Origin of the sequence: Streptomyces sp. NPDC093261 (assembly GCF_044753645.1) — a bacterium.
In the GTDB taxonomy this organism is placed as follows: domain Bacteria; phylum Actinomycetota; class Actinomycetes; order Streptomycetales; family Streptomycetaceae; genus Streptomyces.
On record NZ_JBIVNO010000004.1, the window covers coordinates 24,332 to 44,919 of the forward strand.

At 71.3% G+C, this 20,588-nt stretch carries 16 protein-coding genes; 3 read left to right on the forward strand and 13 right to left on the reverse strand.

Annotation, left to right across the window (positions count from 1 at the left end; all coding sequences use genetic code 11):
* Positions 1-7: 7 nt before the first annotated feature.
* From hydA to ACIP94_RS11800, 6 genes are all read right to left on the reverse strand, one after another.
* Positions 8-1,411, reverse strand: a complete 1,404-nt coding sequence (hydA, locus tag ACIP94_RS11775; RefSeq protein WP_402423153.1) for a dihydropyrimidinase — start codon at positions 1,409-1,411, stop codon at positions 8-10.
* A gap of 115 nt (positions 1,412-1,526) precedes the next feature.
* Positions 1,527-2,369 carry a nitrilase-related carbon-nitrogen hydrolase gene (locus ACIP94_RS11780; RefSeq protein WP_402423155.1) on the reverse strand — a complete coding sequence of 281 codons (843 nt, stop codon included), beginning with the start codon at positions 2,367-2,369 and terminating at the stop codon, positions 1,527-1,529.
* Between the two features lie 148 nt (positions 2,370-2,517).
* Positions 2,518-4,077 (reverse strand): PucR family transcriptional regulator, encoded by a 1,560-nt coding sequence (locus ACIP94_RS11785; RefSeq protein ID WP_402423158.1) that lies wholly within the window; start codon positions 4,075-4,077, stop codon positions 2,518-2,520.
* A 79-nt stretch (positions 4,078-4,156) separates the two neighbouring features.
* Positions 4,157-5,440 carry an aspartate aminotransferase family protein gene (locus ACIP94_RS11790; protein ID WP_402423161.1) on the reverse strand — a complete coding sequence of 428 codons (1,284 nt, stop codon included), beginning with the start codon at positions 5,438-5,440 and terminating at the stop codon, positions 4,157-4,159.
* On the reverse strand, positions 5,437-6,279 hold the full coding sequence (locus ACIP94_RS11795) for a nitrilase-related carbon-nitrogen hydrolase (RefSeq protein WP_402423164.1): 843 nt from the start codon (positions 6,277-6,279) through the stop codon (positions 5,437-5,439). Before ACIP94_RS11795 ends, ACIP94_RS11790 begins: the two co-directional genes overlap by 4 nt.
* 185 nt (positions 6,280-6,464) lie before the next feature.
* Positions 6,465-7,901, reverse strand: a complete 1,437-nt coding sequence (locus tag ACIP94_RS11800) for a hypothetical protein (RefSeq protein ID WP_402423167.1) — start codon at positions 7,899-7,901, stop codon at positions 6,465-6,467.
* Positions 7,902-8,392: 491 nt separating this feature from the next.
* Between ACIP94_RS11800 and ACIP94_RS11805 the strand changes: the two genes are divergently transcribed.
* The gene (locus ACIP94_RS11805; RefSeq protein WP_402424223.1) at positions 8,393-11,062 is read left to right on the forward strand and encodes an ATP-dependent Clp protease ATP-binding subunit; all 2,670 of its coding nucleotides are present in this window, start codon (positions 8,393-8,395) and stop codon (positions 11,060-11,062) included.
* Positions 11,063-11,077: 15 nt separating this feature from the next.
* Here ACIP94_RS11805 and ggt read toward each other — a convergent pair whose 3' ends face one another.
* Positions 11,078-12,874, reverse strand: a complete 1,797-nt coding sequence (gene ggt / locus ACIP94_RS11810; RefSeq protein WP_402423170.1) for a gamma-glutamyltransferase — start codon at positions 12,872-12,874, stop codon at positions 11,078-11,080.
* Positions 12,875-12,978: 104 nt separating this feature from the next.
* On the opposite strand from ggt, the gene ACIP94_RS11815 reads away from it, so the two are divergent.
* Together ACIP94_RS11815 and ACIP94_RS11820 are read left to right on the forward strand one after the other, a co-directional pair.
* On the forward strand, positions 12,979-13,734 hold the full coding sequence (locus tag ACIP94_RS11815; RefSeq protein ID WP_402423172.1) for a hypothetical protein: 756 nt from the start codon (positions 12,979-12,981) through the stop codon (positions 13,732-13,734).
* Positions 13,735-13,848: 114 nt separating this feature from the next.
* Entirely contained in the window at positions 13,849-15,417 is a 1,569-nt protein-coding gene (locus ACIP94_RS11820) for an alpha/beta fold hydrolase (protein ID WP_402423175.1), read from the forward strand.
* Positions 15,418-15,568: 151 nt separating this feature from the next.
* Here the strand turns inward: ACIP94_RS11820 and ACIP94_RS11825 are convergent, their stop codons facing one another.
* The 6 genes from ACIP94_RS11825 to ACIP94_RS11850 form a co-directional block, all read right to left on the reverse strand.
* Entirely contained in the window at positions 15,569-16,009 is a 441-nt protein-coding gene (locus tag ACIP94_RS11825; protein ID WP_402423177.1) for a DUF6278 family protein, read from the reverse strand.
* Positions 16,010-16,089: 80 nt separating this feature from the next.
* Entirely contained in the window at positions 16,090-16,869 is a 780-nt protein-coding gene (locus ACIP94_RS11830) for an exodeoxyribonuclease III (RefSeq protein WP_402423179.1), read from the reverse strand.
* A gap of 77 nt (positions 16,870-16,946) precedes the next feature.
* Positions 16,947-17,582: an MBL fold metallo-hydrolase gene (locus tag ACIP94_RS11835; protein ID WP_402423182.1), complete on the reverse strand. Its 636-nt coding sequence runs from the start codon at positions 17,580-17,582 to the stop codon at positions 16,947-16,949.
* A 72-nt stretch (positions 17,583-17,654) separates the two neighbouring features.
* Positions 17,655-18,953, reverse strand: coding sequence for a 4-carboxymuconolactone decarboxylase (gene pcaC / locus ACIP94_RS11840; protein ID WP_402423185.1), 1,299 nt, complete (start codon positions 18,951-18,953; stop codon positions 17,655-17,657).
* 32 nt (positions 18,954-18,985) lie between these two features.
* Positions 18,986-19,768, reverse strand: a complete 783-nt coding sequence (locus ACIP94_RS11845) for a transposase (protein WP_402423188.1) — start codon at positions 19,766-19,768, stop codon at positions 18,986-18,988.
* Positions 19,769-19,938: 170 nt separating this feature from the next.
* Positions 19,939-20,565 carry a hypothetical protein gene (locus tag ACIP94_RS11850; protein WP_402423190.1) on the reverse strand — a complete coding sequence of 209 codons (627 nt, stop codon included), beginning with the start codon at positions 20,563-20,565 and terminating at the stop codon, positions 19,939-19,941.
* Positions 20,566-20,588: the final 23 nt, after the last annotated feature.

Consider the following 20,588-nt stretch of genomic DNA (forward strand, 5'->3'; position numbering starts at 1 on the left):
GCCACTCCTAGTTGAGGTACTGACAGGTGGAGCGGGGGGTGTAGACGCCGTGCCCGGCGTGTCCGGTGAACTCCCGCTCCGTGATGACGGGTTCGCCACGCGAGAGAACGGTCTCGACCCGGCCGGTGGTGTGCCTGCCCTCGTACGCCGAGTAGTCGACGTTCATGTGGTGCGTCTTCGCCGACATCACCTGCTCGGCGTGCGGGTCGTAGATGACGATGTCCGCGTCCGCGCCCGGGGCGATGGTGCCCTTCTTCGGGTACAGGCCGAACATCCGGGCCGGGGTGGCGCAGGCGATCTCGATCCAGCGTCGGCGGGAGATATGCCCGTCGACGACGGCCTGGTGCAGCAGGTCCATACGGTTCTCGACGCCCGGCAGACCGTTGGGGATCCTGGAGAAGTCGCCCCGGCCCAGCTCCTTCTGTCCCACGAAGCAGAAGGGGCAGTGGTCGGTGGAGACCACCTGGAGGTCGTTGGTGCGCAGGCCACGCCACAGGGCCGCCTGGTGCTCCTTGGGCCGCAGGGGTGTCGAGCACACATACTTGGCGCCCTCGAAGTCGGGCTCGGCGAGGTTGTCGGTGGACAGGAACAGATACTGGGGGCAGGTCTCGCCGAAGACGTTGAGCCCCTCGTCGCGCGCCCGGGTCAGTTCGGCGACTGCCTCCTGCGCCGAGACGTGCACCACGTAGAGGGGCGCCCCGGCGACCTGGGCGAGCTTGATGGCGCGGTGGGTGGCCTCGGCCTCAAGCAGGGCCTTGCGGACCTCACCGTGGTAGCGCGGGTCGGTCTCGCCGCGGGCCAGCGCCTGCTCGACCAGCACGTCGATCGCGATGCCGTTCTCGGCGTGCATCATGATCAGTCCGCCGTTCTCGGCGGAGCGCTGCATCGCCCGAAGGATCTGCCCGTCGTCGCTGTAGAAGACGCCCGGATACGCCATGAACTGCTTGAAGGAGGTGACGCCCTCCTCGACCAGCAGATCCATCTCCTTCAACGTCTCCGGGTTGACGTCGGAGACGATCATGTGAAAGCCGTAGTCGATGGCGCAGTTGCCCTCGGCCTTGGCGTGCCAGGCGTCCAGGCCCTCGCGCAGGGTACGGCCGACGCTCTGCACCGCGAAGTCGACGATGGTGGTCGTGCCGCCCCAGGCGGCGGCCCGGGTGCCGGTCTCGAAGGTGTCGGAGGCGAAGGTGCCGCCGAACGGCAGCTCCATATGAGTGTGGGCGTCGACGCCGCCCGGGATCACATACCTGCCGGTGGCGTCGATGGTCCGCTCGGCCGTGAAGGCCGCGGCGGCCGGGGTGCCGGACGCGGCGAGGGCGGCGATACGGCCGTCCTCGATCAGGACGTCGGCATGGATCTCGTCGGACGCGGTGACGACGAGGCCACCGCGGATGACGGTACGGCTGCTCATGCTGCCTCTGCTCCCTTACCTGGCGTGGTCAACACTGCTGTCGTGGCTGCCGTGCGGGACGGCCGTGGCCGCCGGCCCGCCCGGCGCCCGGCCGGACCGGCGGACCCGATGCCGGTCAGGGAGCGGTCAGCGGCCCGTAGGCGCCCGGTGCCCGGTCCCGGTAGAACTGCCAGCGGTCGCGCACCTCCCGCAGCTTCGCCAGGTCCAGGTCGCGCACGACCAGCTCGGTCTCCTTGTCGCTCGCCACCTCGCCGACGAACTGCGCCTCCGGGTCCACGAAGTACGAGGTCCCGTAGAAGTCGTTGTCGCCCAGCTCCTCGACACCCACCCGGTTGATGGCGCCCACGAAGTACTCGTTGGCGACGGCCGCGGCCGGCTGCTCCAGCTGCCACAGATAGCCGGACAGGCCGCGGGAGGTGGCCGACGGGTTGAACACGATCTCCGCGCCCGCGAGCCCGAGGGCCCGCCAGCCCTCCGGGAAGTGGCGGTCGTAGCAGATGTAGACGCCGATGCGGCCGGCCCTGGTGTCGAAGACGGGCCAGCCGGAGTTGCCCGGGCGGAAGTAGAACTTCTCCCAGAAGCCCTTCACCTGCGGGATGTGGGTCTTGCGGTACTTGCCGAGGTAGGAGCCGTCCGCGTCGATCACCGCGGCGGTGTTGTAGAGCACGCCGGGCTGCTCCTCCTCGTACATGGGAAGCACGAGGACGATGCCCAGTTCCTTCGCCAGCGCCTGGAAGCGCTTGACGACGGGGCCGTCCGGGATCCGCTCGGCGTACTCGTAGAACGCCGGGTCCTGGACCTGGCAGAAGTAGGGCCCGTAGAACAGCTCCTGGAAGCACAGGACCTGAGCACCCTGCGCGGCCGCGTCGCGGGCCGCCTGCTCGTGGACCTGGATCATCGATTCCTTGTCGCCCGTCCAGGCGGTCTGGAAGACGGCGGCACGGATCACTCTGCTCATCGGGACCTCCGGTCGCTCGGTGTGCGGCGAGCCTAGGAAGGCGGGAGGTCCGGGTTGAGTTGCACCGTGTCACGTCTGGCGGCGCACCGCGTTCCACGGTGTCACCCCGGCCCGTGCGCGTTGGTTTCCGGTGTGTTCCCATGGTGTCTCACCCGTGTTGGGCGTCGTGCGCGAGCAACGCGATGTGCACGGAGGCGGCCTGTTCGAAGTCGTCGAGGTCGACCCCGAGACGGGCCTGTATGGCCTCCAGACGGCGGTAGAGGGCGGGCCTGCTGACGTGGTGCAGCTGGGCGGTGCGGGACTTGTTGCGGCCGGTGGCCAGATAGGTTCGCAGCACGGGCAGCAGCTCCTGCTCGGCGTCGCATCCGCCGAGCAGCCCGTCCAGCTCCCGTTCGGCGAAGGACTGCACCTGCGGGTCGTCCCGCAACAGCCGGATCAGGCCGCGCAGATGGACATCCTTCAGCCGTACGACGGCCGGCAGGTCCTGGGCGGCGGAGTGACCGGTGACGGCGTCGGCCACGTGCCGGGCCTCGCGCAGGCCCGCGGGCACGTCCTCCCAGGCGGTACGCGCGTCGGCCGCCGCGACGACCGTCCCGAGGGCGTCGGACTCGGTCCGCAGCCGGGCGGCGAGGTGCGCGGTCAGCGCCTCGGCGTCCTGGTCCCGGGCGAGGCTGAGCAGGACGGCGGTGGCCCCGTCGGCGAGTTCCGCGACGAGTCCGGACAGCCCCAGCAGCCGCAGGACGCGGACGAGTCCGGCCGGTTCACCACCGCGCACGACGAGGGGGACGAAGGCACGGCGGTTGACGGGGAGTCCGGCCGCCCTGGCCCGCGGCAGCAGCTGGCGGGCCGGGACGACCCCGGAGACGAGATCGGTCAGCAGGCTCTGCGCGGACTGCTCCTCCCAGGAGTGCGCCGCGCCGCCGAGCATGCGGTGCAGCACCAGGGCCTCGGCCGCGCGCTCGGCGAGCAGGCGCCCGATGGGGCTGTCGCCGCGGTAGCCGCACAGCACGATCCTGCCCCAGCGCTCGCCGCGCCCGCCCAGCTCGGCGCGGACCCAGCCGTCGCCCTCGCTGCCGCCCGCCTGCCGGGCGATGCGCTCCCAGTCGCGCAGCACATCGTCGACGGCGGGCCGCTCCCCCGCGGTGGCGAGCACCCGGTGGGCCAGGTTGGTGAGGATCACGGGACAGCCGGCGTGCACGGCGATCTCGTCGAGCAGCCGCTGGAGCGGAACGCCCGCGGTGATGAGTCCCGTCAGGGCCGTACGGACGGCCTCCGACAGGCTCACGGCCGCGAACTTGCGCCGCACCAGCCGGGACTGGACCTCCTCGGTGAGTTCGGCGAAGGGGAAGGGCCGGTGCAGGACCACCAGGGGCAGTCCGCAGCGCTCGGCGGCCCGGCGCATCACGTCCGGGGGCGTGGGGAAGGCGCGGCCGAGTCCGAGGACGACGGCCGCGGCCTCCGCGCGGTGCAGGGACCGGATGTACTCGGCCTGCTTCTCGGTGTCACCGGCGAGCAGCACTCCGGTGGTGAGCACCATCTCGCCGCCGCTGAGCATCACTCCGACATCGGGTGCCTCGGCGACGTGCACCCAGCGCACCGGCCGGTCGAGGTGCCCGGCGGCGGCGACCACCTCGGGCTCTCCGGCGAGCACCCGGTCCAGGGTGAGGACCTGGCGGACCGACAGGGCGGGTTCCAGGGCGCTGGTCATGGCGAGGTTCCCTTGCTCGGGTTATCGACGAAGACACCTCATGACGACGCTGTCGTGGTGGCGGGGGGTCGCCGGGTGGTCACCGGACGCTTCTCAGGGCCCGTTCGAGGATCGCCGCGCCCTCCTCGGCCTCCACGACGGTGAGGGTGAGCGGCGGGGCGATGCGCAGGGCGCTGGTGTTGTGCCCGCCGCCCTTGCCGATCAGGAGGCCGCCCGCGCGGGCGGCCTCGAGCACGGCGGCCGCCGCGTCCGGGTCGGCCTCGTCGGTGCCGGGCCTGACCAACTCGACACCGATCATCAGGCCGCGCCCGCGCACCTCCCGGACGACCGGGAGCTGTGCGGCGACGGCCCGCAGCCGCTCGATGAGCAGCCCCCCGACCCGCCGGGCGTTGCCCTGGAGATCGTGCTCCAGCAGATAGGTGAGGTTCGCGAGCCCCGCGGCCATGGTGATCTGGGTGCCGCCGAACGTCGAGATGGAGTTGGCGTCCAGGCAGTTCATGATCTCGGCCCGGGCGACGACCCCGCCGATGGACATGCCGTTGCCGATCCCCTTGGCGAAGGTGAGGAGGTCCGGAGGCCCGCTCTGCCCGTGCGCCTGCCAGCCCCAGAAGTGGTCGCCGGTGCGGCCCCAGCCGGTCTGCACCTCGTCGGCGATCCACAGGATGCCGTGCTCCCGGAGCACGTCCCGGAAGGCCGCGTACAAGCCGTCGGGCGGGGAGGTGAAGCCGCCGACGCCCTGGATGGGCTCGGCGATCAGCGCGGCGGGCGGCCGGCCCTGCCCGAGCAGGTCCTTCAGGTCCTCGACGCAGGCCGCGATGAAGTCCGCATCGCTCAGGTGGGCGAAGGGTCCGCGGGTGCGGACGCCCCCGTGGACGTACAGGGTCCCGAGCGGTGACAGCGAGGTGGGGGACCAGCCACGGTTGCCGGTGATGCCGACCGAGCTGAACGAGCGGCCGTGGTAGCTGTTGCGCATCGCGATGATCTGGTTGCTGCGCCGGTAGGTGGTCGCGAGCAGCAGCGCGGTGTCGTTGGCCTCGGTGCCGGACGTGGTGAAGAAGACTCGGGCGTCCGGGATGCCGCTCAGCTGGGCGATCCGCTCGGCCAGTTCGACCATGGGGCGGTTGAGGTAGAGGGTGGAGGTGTGGATGATCCGCCCGGTCTGCTCGCTCACCGCCTTGGTGACCTCGGGCAGCGCGTGCGCGGTCATGGTGGTGAGGATCCCGCCGAAGAAGTCCAGGTACTTCCTGCCGTCGGCGTCCCAGACATGGCGGCCCTCGCCGTGGGTGATCTCCAGGGGGTCCTCGTAGTAGAGCGCGAGCCACTCGGGCAGGACGGCCCGGTGGCGGGCGTACAGGTCGCTCACGGCTTCACCAGTCCTTCGTACGCGTCGGGGCGGCGGTCCCGGTAGAACGCCCACTGCTGCCGCACTTCCTCGATGAGGTCGAAGTCGAGGTCCCGGACGACCAGTTCCTCCTCCTTGTCGTCGGCGACGTCCCCCACGAACTGCCCTCGGGGGTCGACGAAGTAGCTCGTGCCGTAGAAGTCGTTGTCGCCGTACTCCTCGCGGCCCACGCGGTTGATCGCGGCGATGAAGTACTCGTTGGCGACGGCGGCCGCGGGCTGTTCCAACTGCCAGAGGTAGGCCGACAGACCCCGCGAGGTGGCGGAGGGGTTGTAGACCAACTGCGCTCCATTGAGGCCCAGTTGGCGCCAGCCCTCCGGAAAGTGGCGGTCGTAGCAGATGTACACGCCGACCTTGCCGACCGCGGTGTCGAAGACGGGCCAGCCGAGGTTGCCCGGCTTGAAGTAGTACTTCTCCCAGAAGCCGTTGACCTGGGGGATGTGGTGCTTGCGGTACTTGCCCAGGTAGCCGCCGTCGGCATCGATCACGGCGGCGGTGTTGAAGTAGAGGCCGGACTGCTCGATCTCGAAGACGGGGACGACGATCACCATGCCGGTCTCGCGGGCCAGTTCCCGCATCCGGGTGATGGTGGGCCCGTCGGGCACCGGCTCGGCCCAGCGATAGTGCTCGGGCTCCTGGACCTGGCAGAAGTAGGGGGCGTTGAAGACTTCCTGGAAGCCGATGACCTGCGCGCCCTGCCGGGCCGCCTCCCGGGCGTGCGCCACATGCTTGTCGATCATGGATTCGGTGTCGCCGGTCCAGGTCGCCTGGACCAGTGCGGCGCGTACGACGTGGGCCATGATGCCGCTCCTTTGCCTCAAGTCCCGGTGAGGACGTCAGCGGGCCTCTACGCCCGTAGAACAGGAGGTAGAGGCTCGAACGTAAGCCTCCGGGACGGCCTTGCCAAGACCATCGTCGTCAACCCGCGAAGTCGATCACGTTTCGCACCCCTGCGGGTGAAACGGTCGGATTGTCGGCGGGCCGCTCAGGCACTGAATCCGGCGACTCTCAAGGCGTGGACGAGGTCCCAGTGCCGCTCGTCGGAGACGCCCCGGGCCGCCTGGAGGAGCAGCGGCAGAAGCTGTCCGGGATCCGCCGCGACACTGCGGGCCGCCTCCTCGGGTGTCCGCATGCGGACATAGGCGTCGAGGAGGGCGCGGACCTCGCGGTGCCGGCCGTCCGCGCTCAGTCCGAGCACGGCCTCGCCGATCTCGCTCGCCGGGCGGAGGACGCCCTGGCGCAGCATCTGCTCCCCGTCCGCGGTGCGGCCCGCGGCGGTGAGCGCGTCGGCGGCGGCCACGAGGCGGTCGGCGGGCAGGGAGGCGGCCTCCCACAGCAGGGTGGTCCAGTCGGCGCCGAGTCCCGCGCGGTGCAGTTCGGCGGCGAGCAGGGGGTAGCGGCCGGCGGGCCAGTGGGCGGCCTCGACGAGCAGGGCGTGGGCCTCGCCGCTACGGCCCTGGGCGCGCAGCCGGGTGAGCGCGGCGACGGTGTCCGCGGTGATCCGCCGGTCCGCCCGGTCGAGGGGCTCCGCCGCGCGCTCCTCGGCCGGCGGCGTCACGGTCCCGGTGTCCGCGGCTCCGGCGAACCGGGCGCCGCGCGGGCCTCCGCGTCCGGGCGCGAGCGCGGCGGCGGGGGCGGCGCCCGTGGGCGCCTCCTGGACGTCCATCACCCCGGCGAACCGGGCACTGCCCCGGGGGCGGCGCCTCGGGCGCTGCCTGGCGGAGGGGGCGGGGTCCGCGGCGGCGGGCTCCTGAGGGGCGGCTGGGGGGTGGGGCCCGGCGTGCTCGGCGGACGGGTGGGGGCCGGACGGTGCCGCCGTGCCCGGGTCGGCCGTGTCGCCGGGGCGCGCCTCGTCCCGGAGGGCCGCACCGGGCGTCCCCGAGGCCCGGGCGCCTCGCGCGGGCGGGCGCCGGGACCGGTGGTCCAGGGCCGCCATACGGCGGCGGAGTTCCGCGGAGCGGGCCGTGGCACGGGCGTGGTCGTCCCGGGCCCAGGCCAGGTCGACGCGGAGCGACTCGGCCTCCTGCGGGGTCGCCGCCGACTCCAGGCGGCGGCCGAGTTCCGCCTGCCGCTCGGCCGCGTAGCGCTGTTCCCGGAGCATCACATCGAGTCGGTCGCCGAGGGCGTCCCAGCCGCCCGGCCGGGCGTCGTACGCGGCCACCGAGGCGCGGTGCAGCGCCCGCGCCCGCTCGGACTCCCCGGCGGCGCTCACGGACCCGTAGGTCGCGGCGACGTCCTGAAGCAGCGCCTCCACGACGTCCCAGGGAGGCACCTCCAGGCCGTCGAGGCAGGCCCGCATGCCATCGGGATCGCGCTGCCAGAATATCCCGCACCAGCCGTCGTTCCGGTCGAGCCGCGCCAGCAGCCCGTTCAGGTAGTCCGCGAACTCCCTGACCTGCACCGGGAGTTGTTCCACAGCCATCGCCCAGCTCCCGCCCGACTGGAGTACTCCGGTCCGGTAGACAACACCAGTTGTGTTACGCGACGGCTACGAGGAGTTTTCAGACGGGCCGCAGAGCGCGCCGCCGTAGCGCATACGACGCGTGCGCGCTCCCCTCACCGGGCGCGCACCACCAAATGCGCGCCCCCTTCACGGGCCCCCGTAGATCCCCTAGGACGGTCCCTTGGATCCCGTAGAGCGGTCCCGTGGATCCCGTAGAGCGGTCCCGTGGATCCCGTAGCAAGGGCCGAGGCCCGGAAAGCCGAGGCCCGCGACAAGGCGCGCACACGCGCGCCGCACACCACGCCTCGCGCCGTTCCTGGACATGCCGCGGGAGTGCGTTCGTGCCATCGTGGTCTACGAGCGCCGCGCGCGCCCCACAGGTGTAACCGGGCCCCGTCCGGGCACCCGGCACCGGCACGTCGATCAACGAGCGTGTCCCGGGCCCCGCCGGGACGCCGGAACGGATGGCCATGACCAGCGGCTACAACGGTCCGCAGGGCTACGGCTCGGACCCCTTCCAAGAGTTCTTCCGACGCATCTTCGGCGGTGGGCCGCGCCCGGGTCCGCGCCAGATCGACCTGGGCCGGCTGCTGAGCGAGCCCGCCCGCCAACTGGTCGCCGGCGCCGCGCGGTACGCCGTCGAGCACGGTGCCCGCGACCTCGACACCCAGCATCTGCTGCGCGCCGCGCTCGCCACGGAACCGACCCGGAGCCTGCTGAGCCGGGCCGGCGCGGACCCGGACTCGCTGGCGTCGGAGATCGACCAGCGCTCCGGACCGGTCCAGCACCCCGAGGACGCCCCGCCCCCCACGTCGCTCTCGCTGACCCCCGCCGTCAAGCGGGCACTGCTGGACGCACACGACCTGGCCCGGTCGAGCGGCGCCGGTTACATCGGGCCCGAGCATGTGCTCACCGCCCTGGCCGCGAACCCCGACTCCGCCGCCGGGCACATCCTGCACTCGGCGCACTTCGCGCCGCCCTCCCTGCCGCCCGAGACGGCCGACACCACCCAGGCGCGCCCGGAGCGGCCGCGCCCCGCCTCGACGCCGACCCTGGACAAGTACGGCCGCGATCTGACCGACCTCGCGCGCCAGGGCCGTATCGACCCGGTGATCGGGCGGGACGAGGAGATCGAGCAGACCATCGAGGTGCTCTCCCGGCGCGGCAAGAACAACCCGGTGCTCATCGGTGACGCGGGGGTCGGCAAGACCGCCATCGTCGAGGGGCTCGCCCAGCGCATCGCCGACGGGGACGTGCCGGACGTCCTGCTCGGCCGCCGGGTGGTCGCCCTGGACCTGCCCGGTGTGGTCGCCGGCACCCGCTACCGCGGCGACTTCGAGGAGCGGCTCACCACCATCGTGGGCGAGATCCGCGCGCACTCCGACGAGCTGATCATCTTCATCGACGAGCTGCACACGGTCGTCGGCGCGGGCGGCGGCGGCACGGAGGGCGGGTCGATGGACGCGGGCAACATCCTCAAGCCCGCCCTGGCCCGCGGCGAACTGCACATCGTGGGCGCCACCACGCTGGAGGAGTACCGCCGGATCGAGAAGGACGCGGCGCTGGCCCGCCGCTTCCAGCCGATCCTGGTCCCCGAGCCGTCCGTCCCGGACGCCATCGAGATCCTGCGCGGGCTGCGCGACCGCTACGAGGCCCACCACCAGGTCCGCTACACCGACGAGGCGCTGGTGGCCGCCGTGGAGCTGTCCGACCGCTATCTCACCGACCGCCATCTGCCGGACAAGGCCATCGACCTCATCGACCAGGCCGGCGCCCGGGTGCGGCTGCGCGCCCGGACCAAGGGCACGGACGTACGGGCCATGGAGCGCGAGGTCGAGCAGCTCACCCGGGACAAGGACCAGGCGGTGGCCGACGAGCAGTACGAGCAGGCCACCCAGCTGCGCGACCGCATCGCCAAGCTGAAGGACCGGATCGGGGAGGCCTCCGGCGAGACCGAGGCGGACGAGGGCCAGCACCTGGAGGTCACCACCGAGGCCGTCGCGGAGGTGGTCTCCCGGCTGACCGGCATCCCGGTGAGCCGGCTGACCGAGGAGGAGAAGCAACGACTGCTCGGTCTGGAGGAGCATCTGCACGAGCGGGTCATCGGGCAGAACGAGGCGGTCAGCGTGGTCGCCGACGCGGTGATGCGCTCGCGCGCCGGGCTGGCCAGTCCCGACCGGCCGATCGGCAGCTTCCTCTTCCTCGGCCCGACGGGCGTCGGCAAAACGGAACTGGCCCGCGCCCTCGCGGAGGTGCTGTTCGGCAGCGAGGAGCGCATGGTCCGCCTGGACATGAGCGAGTACCAGGAGCGCCACACCGTCAGCCGCCTGGTGGGCGCACCGCCCGGGTACGTGGGCCACGAGGAGGCCGGCCAGCTCACCGAGGTGGTGCGGCGGCATCCGTACTCGCTGCTGCTGCTCGACGAGATCGAGAAGGCGCATCCGGACGTCTTCAACATCCTGCTTCAGGTCCTCGACGACGGCCGGCTCACCGATGCCCAGGGCCGCACGGTGGACTTCACCAACACCGTCATCGTGATGACGAGCAATCTCGGCTCCGAGTTGATCACCCGGCGCGGCGCCGGCATCGGGTTCGGGGCGGGCGGCGCCGAGGCGGACGAGGAGGCGCGCCGCGAGCAGATCCTGCGTCCGCTGCGCCAGCACTTCCGGCCCGAGTTCCTGAACCGCATCGACGAGATCGTGATCTTCCGCCAGCTGACGTCCGAGCAACTGAGGCAGATCACCGACCTGATGCTCGACAAGACGCGGCGCCGGCTCCAGGCCCAGGACATCGAGGTCGCCTTCACCGAGCGGGCCGTCGACTGGCTGGCACGGCACGGCTTCCAGCCGGAGTACGGGGCGCGCCCGCTGCGCCGGACCATCCAACGGGAGGTCGACAACCAGCTGTCCCGGCTGCTGCTGGAAGGCCGGATCGAACGGGGCGGCCGGGTCGAGGTGGACGCGGAGGACGGACAACTGCTCTTCCGGCCGGAGCCGCCCGTCCGCGGGGAGCAGGCCGGGGCCGCGCAGCCGGGTGCGGGCGGCTCCGGCCGGTCCTCGGGTGAGGGCGGCCCGCCTCCCGCGGTGCAGGGCGGCGAGACGGCCCGTCCCGAGGGGAACGGGGCCGCCCGCCCCGAGTGAGCCGCCCGCCGGCCGTTACGGCGCCGGGTTCACCACCATCGCGGATCCGCCACCGCGCCGTACCTTCTCGGCGGCGGCCAGCCACTTGCCGCCGGGCAGCCGCTGCACTCCGGTGGCGGCGCCGATCTCCGGGTTCAGCGTGAACGAGTGCCCGATCGCCTCGAGTCGGGTCCGCAGGTCGCTGTTGTAGAGGGCGGGTTCGAGTTCCGTCCTCGCCGCGTTGCGCTGGCTGGCACGCGGTGCGGCGATGGCGTCGACGAGCGGCAGATGCCGGTCGAGGAACTCGGTCAGGGTCTGCAGCACGGTGGTGATGATGGTCGCGCCGCCGGGCGAGCCGAGGGCGACGACCGGCCGGCTCTGCTTGTCGAGCACGATCGTCGGCGAGATCGAGGAGCGGGGGCGCTTGCCCGGACCGGGCAGGTTGGGGTCGTGGACGGCCGGGTTGGCGGGGGTGAAGGAGAAGTCCGTCAGCTCGTTGTTGAGGAGGAAGCCGCGGTGCGGGACCGTCATGCCGCTGCCGCCGGTCTGCTCGATGGTGAGCGTGTAGGAGACGACGTTGCCCCACTTGTCGGCGACGGTGAGATGGGTGGTGTTCTCGCCCTCGTACGTCGTCGGGGCCGCCGTTCCGCCGGCGCCGCAGGCCGCGGGGTGGCGCGGGTCGCCGGGCGCGAGCGGACTGGTGAGCACCGCGTCGTCCTTGATCAGGCAGGCGCGGGAGTCGGCGTACCTCTGGGAGAGCAGTCCCTCGGTGGGCACGTCCTCGAAGGCGGGGTCGCCGACCCAGCGGCCGCGGTCGGCGAAGGCGATGCGGCTCGCCTCGATGAAGTGGTGCAGGTACTGCACCTCGCTCGCCTTGGAGAGGTCGGTCTTCTCCAGGATGTTGAGCGCCTCGCCGACCGTGGTGCCGCCGGAGGAGGACGGTGCGATGGAGTAGACGTCGAGGCCGCGGTACGAGGTCTTGGTGGGCGCCTGGAGCTTGGCCCGGTAGGCCGCGAGATCCTTGTCGGACAGCTTGCCGGGGCGGGCGTTCCAGCCCGAGGACGGGTCCACCGGGGGCTTTTCCACGGTGGCGACGATGTCGTCGCCCAGATCACCGTGGTAGATGGCGCCGATGCCCTTCCTGCCCAGCTCCGCGTAGGTGCGGGCGAGGTCCGGGTTCTTGAACCGGGAGCCGACGGCGGGGAGCGCGCCGCCCGGCAGGAACAGCCTGGCGGTGTCCGGGAAGTAGCGGAAGCGGGTCTCGTTGGCCGCGGTCTGGGAGCGGAAGGTGTCATCGACGGTGAACCCGTCGCGCGCTATGCGTTCGGCCGGCTTCAGGACCGTGCCGAGCCGCCGGGTGCCCCACTCGTCGAGCGCCTTCTGCCAGGTGGCCGCGGTGCCCGGGGTGCCGACGCTCAGGCCGCTGCTGACCGCGTCGGTGAAGGAGAGCGGCTTGCCGTTCTCCGTGAAGAGGCCGGAGTCCGCGGTGAACGGGGCCGTCTCACGGCCGTCGATCGTGTGCACCGTGCGGGACTTGGCGTCGTAGTAGACGAAGTAGCCGCCTCCGCCGATGCCCGCGGAGTAGGGCTCGGTGACGCCGAGCGCGGCGGCCGTGGCGACGGCAGCGTCCACCGCGTTGCCGCCCTTTCTCAGAACCTCGATCCCGGCGGCGGAGGCGTCCGCGTCGACGCTCGCCACGGCCCCGCCGTAGCCGACGGCCACCGGGACCTTGTCCGGTGCGGAGGCGGGCGACGGCGGTGCCGCCGCTCCCACCGACACCACGGCGGCCGAGACCGCCCACACCGCCATTTTCCGTCCGACAGGGCGACCCATTCGTACCTCCAGTCGACGTCCGTCCACGCAGCGTAACCGCATTGCCATGGTCCCGTCAGTCCCATCGAACACCGGTCCGCAGCGGCCCGCTACCATGCCCGGCCATGAACGACGACGTGCGCAACATCGTCCTCGGGGTGATCGCCGCCGGCATCAGCGCCGCGATCGGCTGGCTCGCCCGGACATACCTCTGGAAGCGGAAACTCCGCCGCAAGCAGGCGTTCTTCGGGTTGCCCGACAACTCCGAGTCGTTGCTGGTGGTCAACCGGGAGGCGGGCGGACCGGAGTTGACGGTGACGCGCCATGATGTGTTCGCGCTGCTGGAGCTGTCCGCGCTCATCAAGGACTGCGGCGCCCATGCCCAGGTCGTCGCGCACGACGCCGCCCAGCAGGGTTTCGGCGAGCGCACGGAGTTCTGCGTGGGCGGCCCGGCGTCGAATCGCCGGATGGCCGCCCACCTCCAGTCGCTCCTGCCGGGCATACGGATCAACACCGAGGCGGAACCGGGTCCGGAGCGCGGCGCGTTCGAGATCGGGGGTGAGCGCCATCTGCTGGAGTCCGGCCGGGCGGAGTACGTGATCCTGGCCCGGCTCACGGCGGAACTTGGGCGCGGCGCACGTCCCGTCTTCCTCTTCTGCGGTCAGCGCGCGATCACCAACCAGGCCGCGACCCGCTATCTCGCCCGTCACCACGAGCGGCTGGCCCGCAAGTACGGGTCCGGCTCCTTCGTCCTGCTGCTGAAGGTGGTCAACTCCCAGGCGTACGGGCCGGATGTGGTGGAACTGGTCGCCGACGTCACCCGGGCCGCGCAGGCTCCCGTACCGGAGGAGGCGCCCGGCAACCAGCCGCGGGTCCCTTAGGTTTGCTGAGGCGTCAACAACCTTTACTCCCACGTAACTTACCGACGGGTTACCTCTGGTATGGACAAGAGGTTACCGTCTGGTCACTTTGCACTGACACATGAGGAGTGACCCGTGGGAAACCACCGCAAGGCCCTGCGCACGACCACCGTGGGTGCCGTCTCGGCGACGCTGATCGCCGGCAGCGCCCTCGGGTTCGCCCCGACCGCCCAGGCGGCATCGAACGACATCCGCTTCGTCGACATCACGGGGGACGGCGGGACCGTCCTCAAGGGGAACGTGGTGACGCCCTCGGACGCCGACGGCACACGCCGCTATCCGCTGATCGTGCTCCCGACGAGCTGGGGCCTGCCGCAGGTCGAGTATCTCGCCCAGGCCCGAAAACTCGCGGACTCCGGCTATGTCGTGGTCACTTACAACGTGCGGGGGTTCTGGCAGTCCGGCGGCGAGATAGAAGTGGCGGGGCCCCCGGACATAGCCGACGCCTCCCGGGTCATCGACTGGGCGCTCGCCAACACCCCCTCCGACGCCCGGCACATCGGGATGGCGGGGGTCTCCTACGGCGCCGGCATCAGCCTGCTCGCGGCCGCGCACGACAAGCGCATCAAGGCAGTCGCCTCGCTGAGCGGCTGGGCGGACCTGATCGACTCGATCTACTCCGGCCGCACCCAGCACGTCCAGGCGGGCGCCCTGCTGGACGGCGCCGGCACCGTCACCGGCCGGCCGAGCCCCGAACTCCGGCAGGTGTTCCAGGACTTCTTCGCCTCCAACCTGGCGAAGGAGCCTGATCTGATCGCCTGGGGAAGGAAACGTTCCGCCGATACCTATATCGACGAGTTCAACAAGAACGGCACGGCGCTCCTGCTCGCCGGCGCCTGGGGCGACACCATCTTCCCGCCCAACCAGTATGTCGACTTCTACGAGAAGCTGAAGGGCCCGAAGAGACTGGAGCTGCGTCCGGGCGACCACGTCACGGCCGAGCTGACCGGGCTGTTCGGGCTTCCCAACGATGTGTGGACCGACACCGAGCGCTGGTTCGACCACTATCTGAAGGGCGAGGACAACGGCATCGACCGCGAGCAGCCGGTGCAGCTCAAGCCCCGCTCCTCGGGCGGCTACGAGAGCTACCCCGACTGGAAGTCGGTGGGCGAGACGAAGCGGAAGATCGACCTCGCGGGAACGACCACGATCCACGCCAATGTCGACTCGGGCGCGGACGGCGGGGTCATCTTCCTCTCCAGCATCCTCGACCAGTTGGTCCACCTGCCGCCGATCGCCTCCATCCCGCTGCTGCCGCGCCGGTACGCGGCCGTGTGGCAGTCGCCGAAGTACGCCACCGCCCAGCACATACGGGGCACGGCCAAGCTGCACACCACCGTGACCGGCACCAAGGAGAGCGGCACCCTCATCGCGTACCTCTACGACGTGGGCCCGCTCGGCCTCGGCAAACTGATCAGCAACGCGCCGTACACCTGGCACGGGCTGACACCCGGCAAGCCGTTCGGCCTCGACCTGGAGCTGTTCTCCACGGCCTACGACGTCCCGGCCGGACACCGGCTCGCGCTGGTCGTCGACACGGTCGACCCGCTCTACATCGAGCACAACCCGTCCGGCGCGCAGCTGACCTTCTCCTCACCCGCGGAGGACCCGTCCTACGTGTCCGTCCCGCTGCGCGAGCAGTGATCTTCGACTGCCACCGGCCGGGCACACCCCGATGAGCTGGTGCTGCCTCCCCCTGCGGTCTCGGTGGCCGTGGGGGGATGCCCCACGGCAACCGGGACCGCGAGGACGAACGGCCCATCCTAGTCGAGGTTCCGGCCGGCGGGCCGCCGGGCTAGAACTCCGCCACCTCGGCATAGATCTGCGTCAGTTCGGGAGCGCCGGTGTCCGCCCACGTGTGACCGGCATCGACCACATCCATCTCGCGCCCCGAGGCCAGCCGTACCACGGGGTGGCCGTTCGGCCGGACCACCCAGATAGCGCCCCGCACCGTACGCACGATCACCGTGCCCAGATACAGGCCCGCGTCGTTTCCGAGCCAGGGCACGATCTCCTCGTCGTCGCGCCAGCGCGGCACGATCTGGTCGAGTGCCTCCAACGACTCCGCCGAGTCGTCCAGTTCGACGCCTGCCTGCTCGGCCTGGGAACGCAGCAGCTCGCACTCGGAGAGGAGTTGAGCGACGTTGCCCGGGTCGGGGTCACCGGTGGAGAACACCGAGACCCCCCGGGAGAGGCCGCGTTTCTTGCGCCGGTTGCCCAAGAAAGGGATGTTCATAAGCCCAGCGTGACACCGGCGCCACGGCTCGCACTACAGGGCGCGCGGACTCCGGCCGTCGCGCCCCTCGCGCAAGGCCGCTACAGCATCAGGTCGACCACCACCGGCGCGTGATCCGACGCGCCCTTGCCCTTGCGCTCCTCTCGGTCCACGTACGCGTCCTTGACGGCCTCCGCGAACGGCTTGTTGCCGTACACCAGGTCGATGCGCATGCCGCGGTTCTTGGGGAAGCAGAGCTGACGGTAGTCCCAGTAGGTGAAGGGGTGGTCGTACTTCAGCGGACGCGGGACCACATCCGTGAGGCCGGCCTCGCGCAGCGAGGCCAGGGCGGCACGCTCGGCGGGGGTGACATGGGTCGCACCCTCGAAGGCGGCGATGTCGAAGACGTCGTCGTCCGTCGGCGCGACGTTGTAGTCGCCCAGCACCGCGAACGGGCGGCCGCCCCCGGCGTCGCCCGCCACGGCCGCCTTCAGGGCCTCGAACCACTGGAGCTTGTACGCGTAGTGCGGGTGGTCCACCTCACGGCCGTTCGGCACGTACACGGACCAGACACGGACCGGGCCGCAGGTGGCGGAGACGGCGCGGGGCTCCTGGACGCCGTCGTAGCCCGGATCGCCCGGCAGGCCCTTGACCACGTCCTCCAGGCCGAGACGGGAGAGCACCGCCACGCCGTTCCACCGGCCGGTGGCGTGGACCGCCGCCTCGTATCCCAGTTCACGCAGTTGCCCGTAGGGGAACTGGGTCTCGGCGACCTTGGCCTCCTGAAGGCACAGCACATCCGTGCCGCTGCTCTCCAGCCAGGCCAGCAGCCGCGGGAGACGGGCGGTGATCGAGTTCACGTTCCAGGTGGCGATGCGCATGCCTCACAACCTACCGGGCGGGTACGACAACCGGGTGGGGGTGGGCGGCCGGGCCCCCCACCGGGGCGCGGCGGCCGTCAGACGTCCGCGGACCCGCCCGGCGCCAGCCGCAGGTGCTCGGCGCCGCCCAGCGCGCCGATCTGGTTGTCGTAGATCGGGCGCGCGAGATCCGTCAGCAGGGCGTCGTGGATGTCGTAGGCCCGCCGCGGCTTGACCTCGCGGACGTAGTCGATCACCTCGGAGATCTTGTTCCAGGGGGCCATCACCGGAAGCATCAGCGTCTCCACCGGCTGGTCGGGGACCGTGAGCGCGTCGCCCGGGTGGAAGACCTTGCCGCCGTCGATCAGAAAGCCGACATTCGTGATGCGCGGAATGTCCGGGTGGATCACCGCGTGCAGCTCGCCGTGCACCTGGATGTCGAAGCCCGCCGCGGTGAAGGCGTCGCCGTGGCCGACGGTGTGCACCCGGCCCGGGAAGGCCGCCGAGATCTGCTCCGCCACGGAGGCGAGGGTCCAGATCTCCGCGCCCGGGTTGGCCTCCAGACCGGCGCGCAGCCGGTCCTCGTTGAAGTGGTCGAGATGCTCGTGCGTGACCAGGATGGCGTCCGCGCCGACGGCGGCGTCCTCCTCGCTGAAAGTGCCGGGGTCGATGACGAGCGTGCGTCCGTCCTTCTCGAGCCGGACGCAGGCGTGCGACTTCTTCGTGAGCTTCATGAGCACCATCCTGCCCCCCGCCCGGGGGTCCGGGGGCCCCTCGACGTGGTGCTTCCGCTACCCGGCTGACGATCACTCCTGCGGGGTCGTCTCCTCGCGGATGACCTGCTGCGCCACCTTGAACGCGCTGTTCGCGGCGGGTACGCCGCAGTAGACCGCCGCCTGGAGCAGGACCTCCTTGATCTCGGCCGGGGTCAGTCCGTTGCGCAGGGCCGCCCGGGTGTGGAAGGCGAGTTCCTCCAGATGGCCGCCCGCGACCAGCGCGGTGAGCGTGACACAGCTTCGGACGCGGCGGTCCAGGCCCGGCCGGTCCCAGATCTCGCCCCACGCATAGCGGGTGACGAACTCCTGGAAGTCCCCGGAGAAGTCGTCCGCCGTGGCCAGGGCCTGGTCGACGTGGGCGTCACCGAGCACCTCACGGCGGATCTTGAGGCCCACCTCGTACCGGTCGGCACGGCCCGCGGGCTCGGCCGCCACGACGGCCGGGGCGATCTCGGCCACGGGCGCCACCGGCGCGGGCGCCGCGAGCACCGGCTTGACCGGGGGTGCCGTGATCGCCGCGAGCTGGCCGGTCGTGGCGTCGAACGCGGGCTGCCAGGCCGTCGAGAAGTGGTGACCGAGGAGATCGGTGACCGCCGCGGGCTGCTCCACGGGGACCAGATGGGAGGCGCCGGGGACGACCGCGAGCCGGGCGTCCGGGATCCCGGCGACCAGGGTGCGGGCCTCGGCGGGGCCGGTGACCTGGTCCTCCGAGCCGACGAGGACCAGGGTCGGCACGCCGATGCGGCCCAGTTCGGCCCGTACGTCGAAGGCGGCGAGGGCCTCGCAGGCCGCGATGTAGCAGCCGGGGTCGGTGGTGCGCACCATCTGCACGGCCCACCCGGTGATCGCGGGCTGGGCGGCCGCGAAGCCCGAGGTGAACCAGCGCTCGGGGGAGGTCCGGGCGATGGGGTCGAGTCCGTTGGTCCGGACGATCACACCGCGCTGACGGAACTCGTCGGCCGTGCCGAAGCGGGGCGACGCGGCGATCAGGGCGAGCGAGGACAGGCGCTCGGGGTGGCGCAGGGCCAGCTCGATGCCGACGGCGCCGCCCAGGGCACAGCCCGCGTAGCCGAAGCGCTGCACTCCGAGCCCGTCCAGCGTGGCCAGCAGCCGGCTGGTGAGGTCGGCGACGGAACCCACCGGGTGTGCGGGGGCGCCGCCGTGGCCCGGCAGGTCGTACCGGAAGACCCGCCACTGCTTGGCTAGCTCCGGAATCTGCCGGTCCCACATGTGCCATGTGGTACCCAGTGAGGGACCCAGGATCAGGACGGGAGCCTCTTCCGGCCCGTCAAAGCGGTATTGCAGGGTGTTCGACGGTGTCTCACTCACGCCTCAGACCCTCTCACGTCTCACGGACGCGCCTATAACGGGGGAACGCCGGGTACCGTTCCGACCAGGTTGAAGACCTCGCGGGCGGCATATCGCTTGAGGCATCGGATGATCTCACGCCGGGTCTTGCCCTCCTGAGTGCGGCGTTCGTAGTACGCCTGGGTGCGCGGGTCGTGGCGCAGCCGGGTGAACACGATGCGGTGCAGGGCCGCGTTCGCCGGGCGGTCGCCGCCGCAGTTGAGCCGGCGCGTGCTCCGCCGGCCCGACGAATACTCGACGGGGCTGACTCCGCAAAGGGCGGCAAAGGATGCCTCGGTGTTCAGCCGCTCGGGGTTGTCTCCCATGGTGATCAGCAGCGTGACAGCGCTGTCCGGGCCGATGCCCACCGGTACGAGCAGCCGTGGGGCCCGGTGTTCGACGAGCTGGGTCAGGCGTTGGTTCAGCTCATCGATCTGCCCGGTGAGCTGTTCGATGCGCTCGGCGAGCATTCTCAGGGTCATGTGGGTGGCCTGGGCCACCGCGCCCTCGCCGTCGCCTGGGCCGAGGCGTGCGCAGGTGCGGAACAGTTCGCGGTTGCCCAGGCTGGACAGTCGTTCCCGCAGTGCGGGATCGGCGATGACCAGGACGGCTTTGAGCTGGTTGATCGCCTGGGTACGGGCCTTGACCGCGGAGTCCTTGGCGAGTTCGAACATCCGGGCGCTGTGCACCGGACCGTCGCCGGACTTGGCCCGGGCCCGGGCTCGGCCACTGAGCACGGCCCGCGCGACGGCCTGCGCATCGAGCGGGTCCGACTTGCCGAGTAACGTCCTGGCCAAGTGGTTGCGGATGCCGAAACCAAGCTGGTCAGGTCCCCAAAGCAACCGGCGCCGCGATCAAGCCATCCTCGGCGGGTCACTTTGCAGCCGTCGGTCCGCTTGCACCTCTCGAACGTGCCCCTTCCTTCCCCGTCTGTTCGCGACTACGATTCCGGCGCCCCGATCGCGCATCAGTCGAGTTCGATGTTGAAGTCCCAGACGGCGATGGTCTTGCCGTCGTGTCGCCAGGTGAGTTCGGCGGCACCGGCCTTGTAGGTCCCAGCCAGGGTCAGCATCACTGTCCGTCCGGGGCTGGCCGTGACAGTGGCGGGTCCGTGGGCGGTCAGTGGGATTGCCTTGCCGTTCTCGTCGCGAGAGGTGAAGTCGGCGGCGTGGAGGGTGAGCGGGCCGGTGGCATCGCGGACGGTCATGGTGATCGTGCCGGTTGCGTGGTCGGGAACGCCGTTGGGCTTGGCGATCGGGTTCTCTGTCGGGCCGCCGGCGGTCACCACCGCGTTCGCACCGGGAAGTTGGGCGTGTACGGAGTAGCCCATGGCCAGCAGTTGCAGGTGCTTTTCACTGGCGGTGGGGGTGGCCTGTGCGGTCGGTGGGCTGGGGATGGGGACGGCGCCCAGTCTCTTGACGGTGTTGGCCGCATCGTCGGTCGCCTTGGGCGTGGGGTGCCCGCCGCATCCGGTCAGGGCCAGAGCGAGGGCCGTGCAGGCGAGCGTGGCCAGGGCGGTCTTTGTGTGGGTGCGCCACGCGCCGGGCCGACGGATGCCGGCCCGGCGTGGTGCCGCGGTGCGCGCAGCGGTCATCAGTGGCAGGTCTTTCCCTTCCG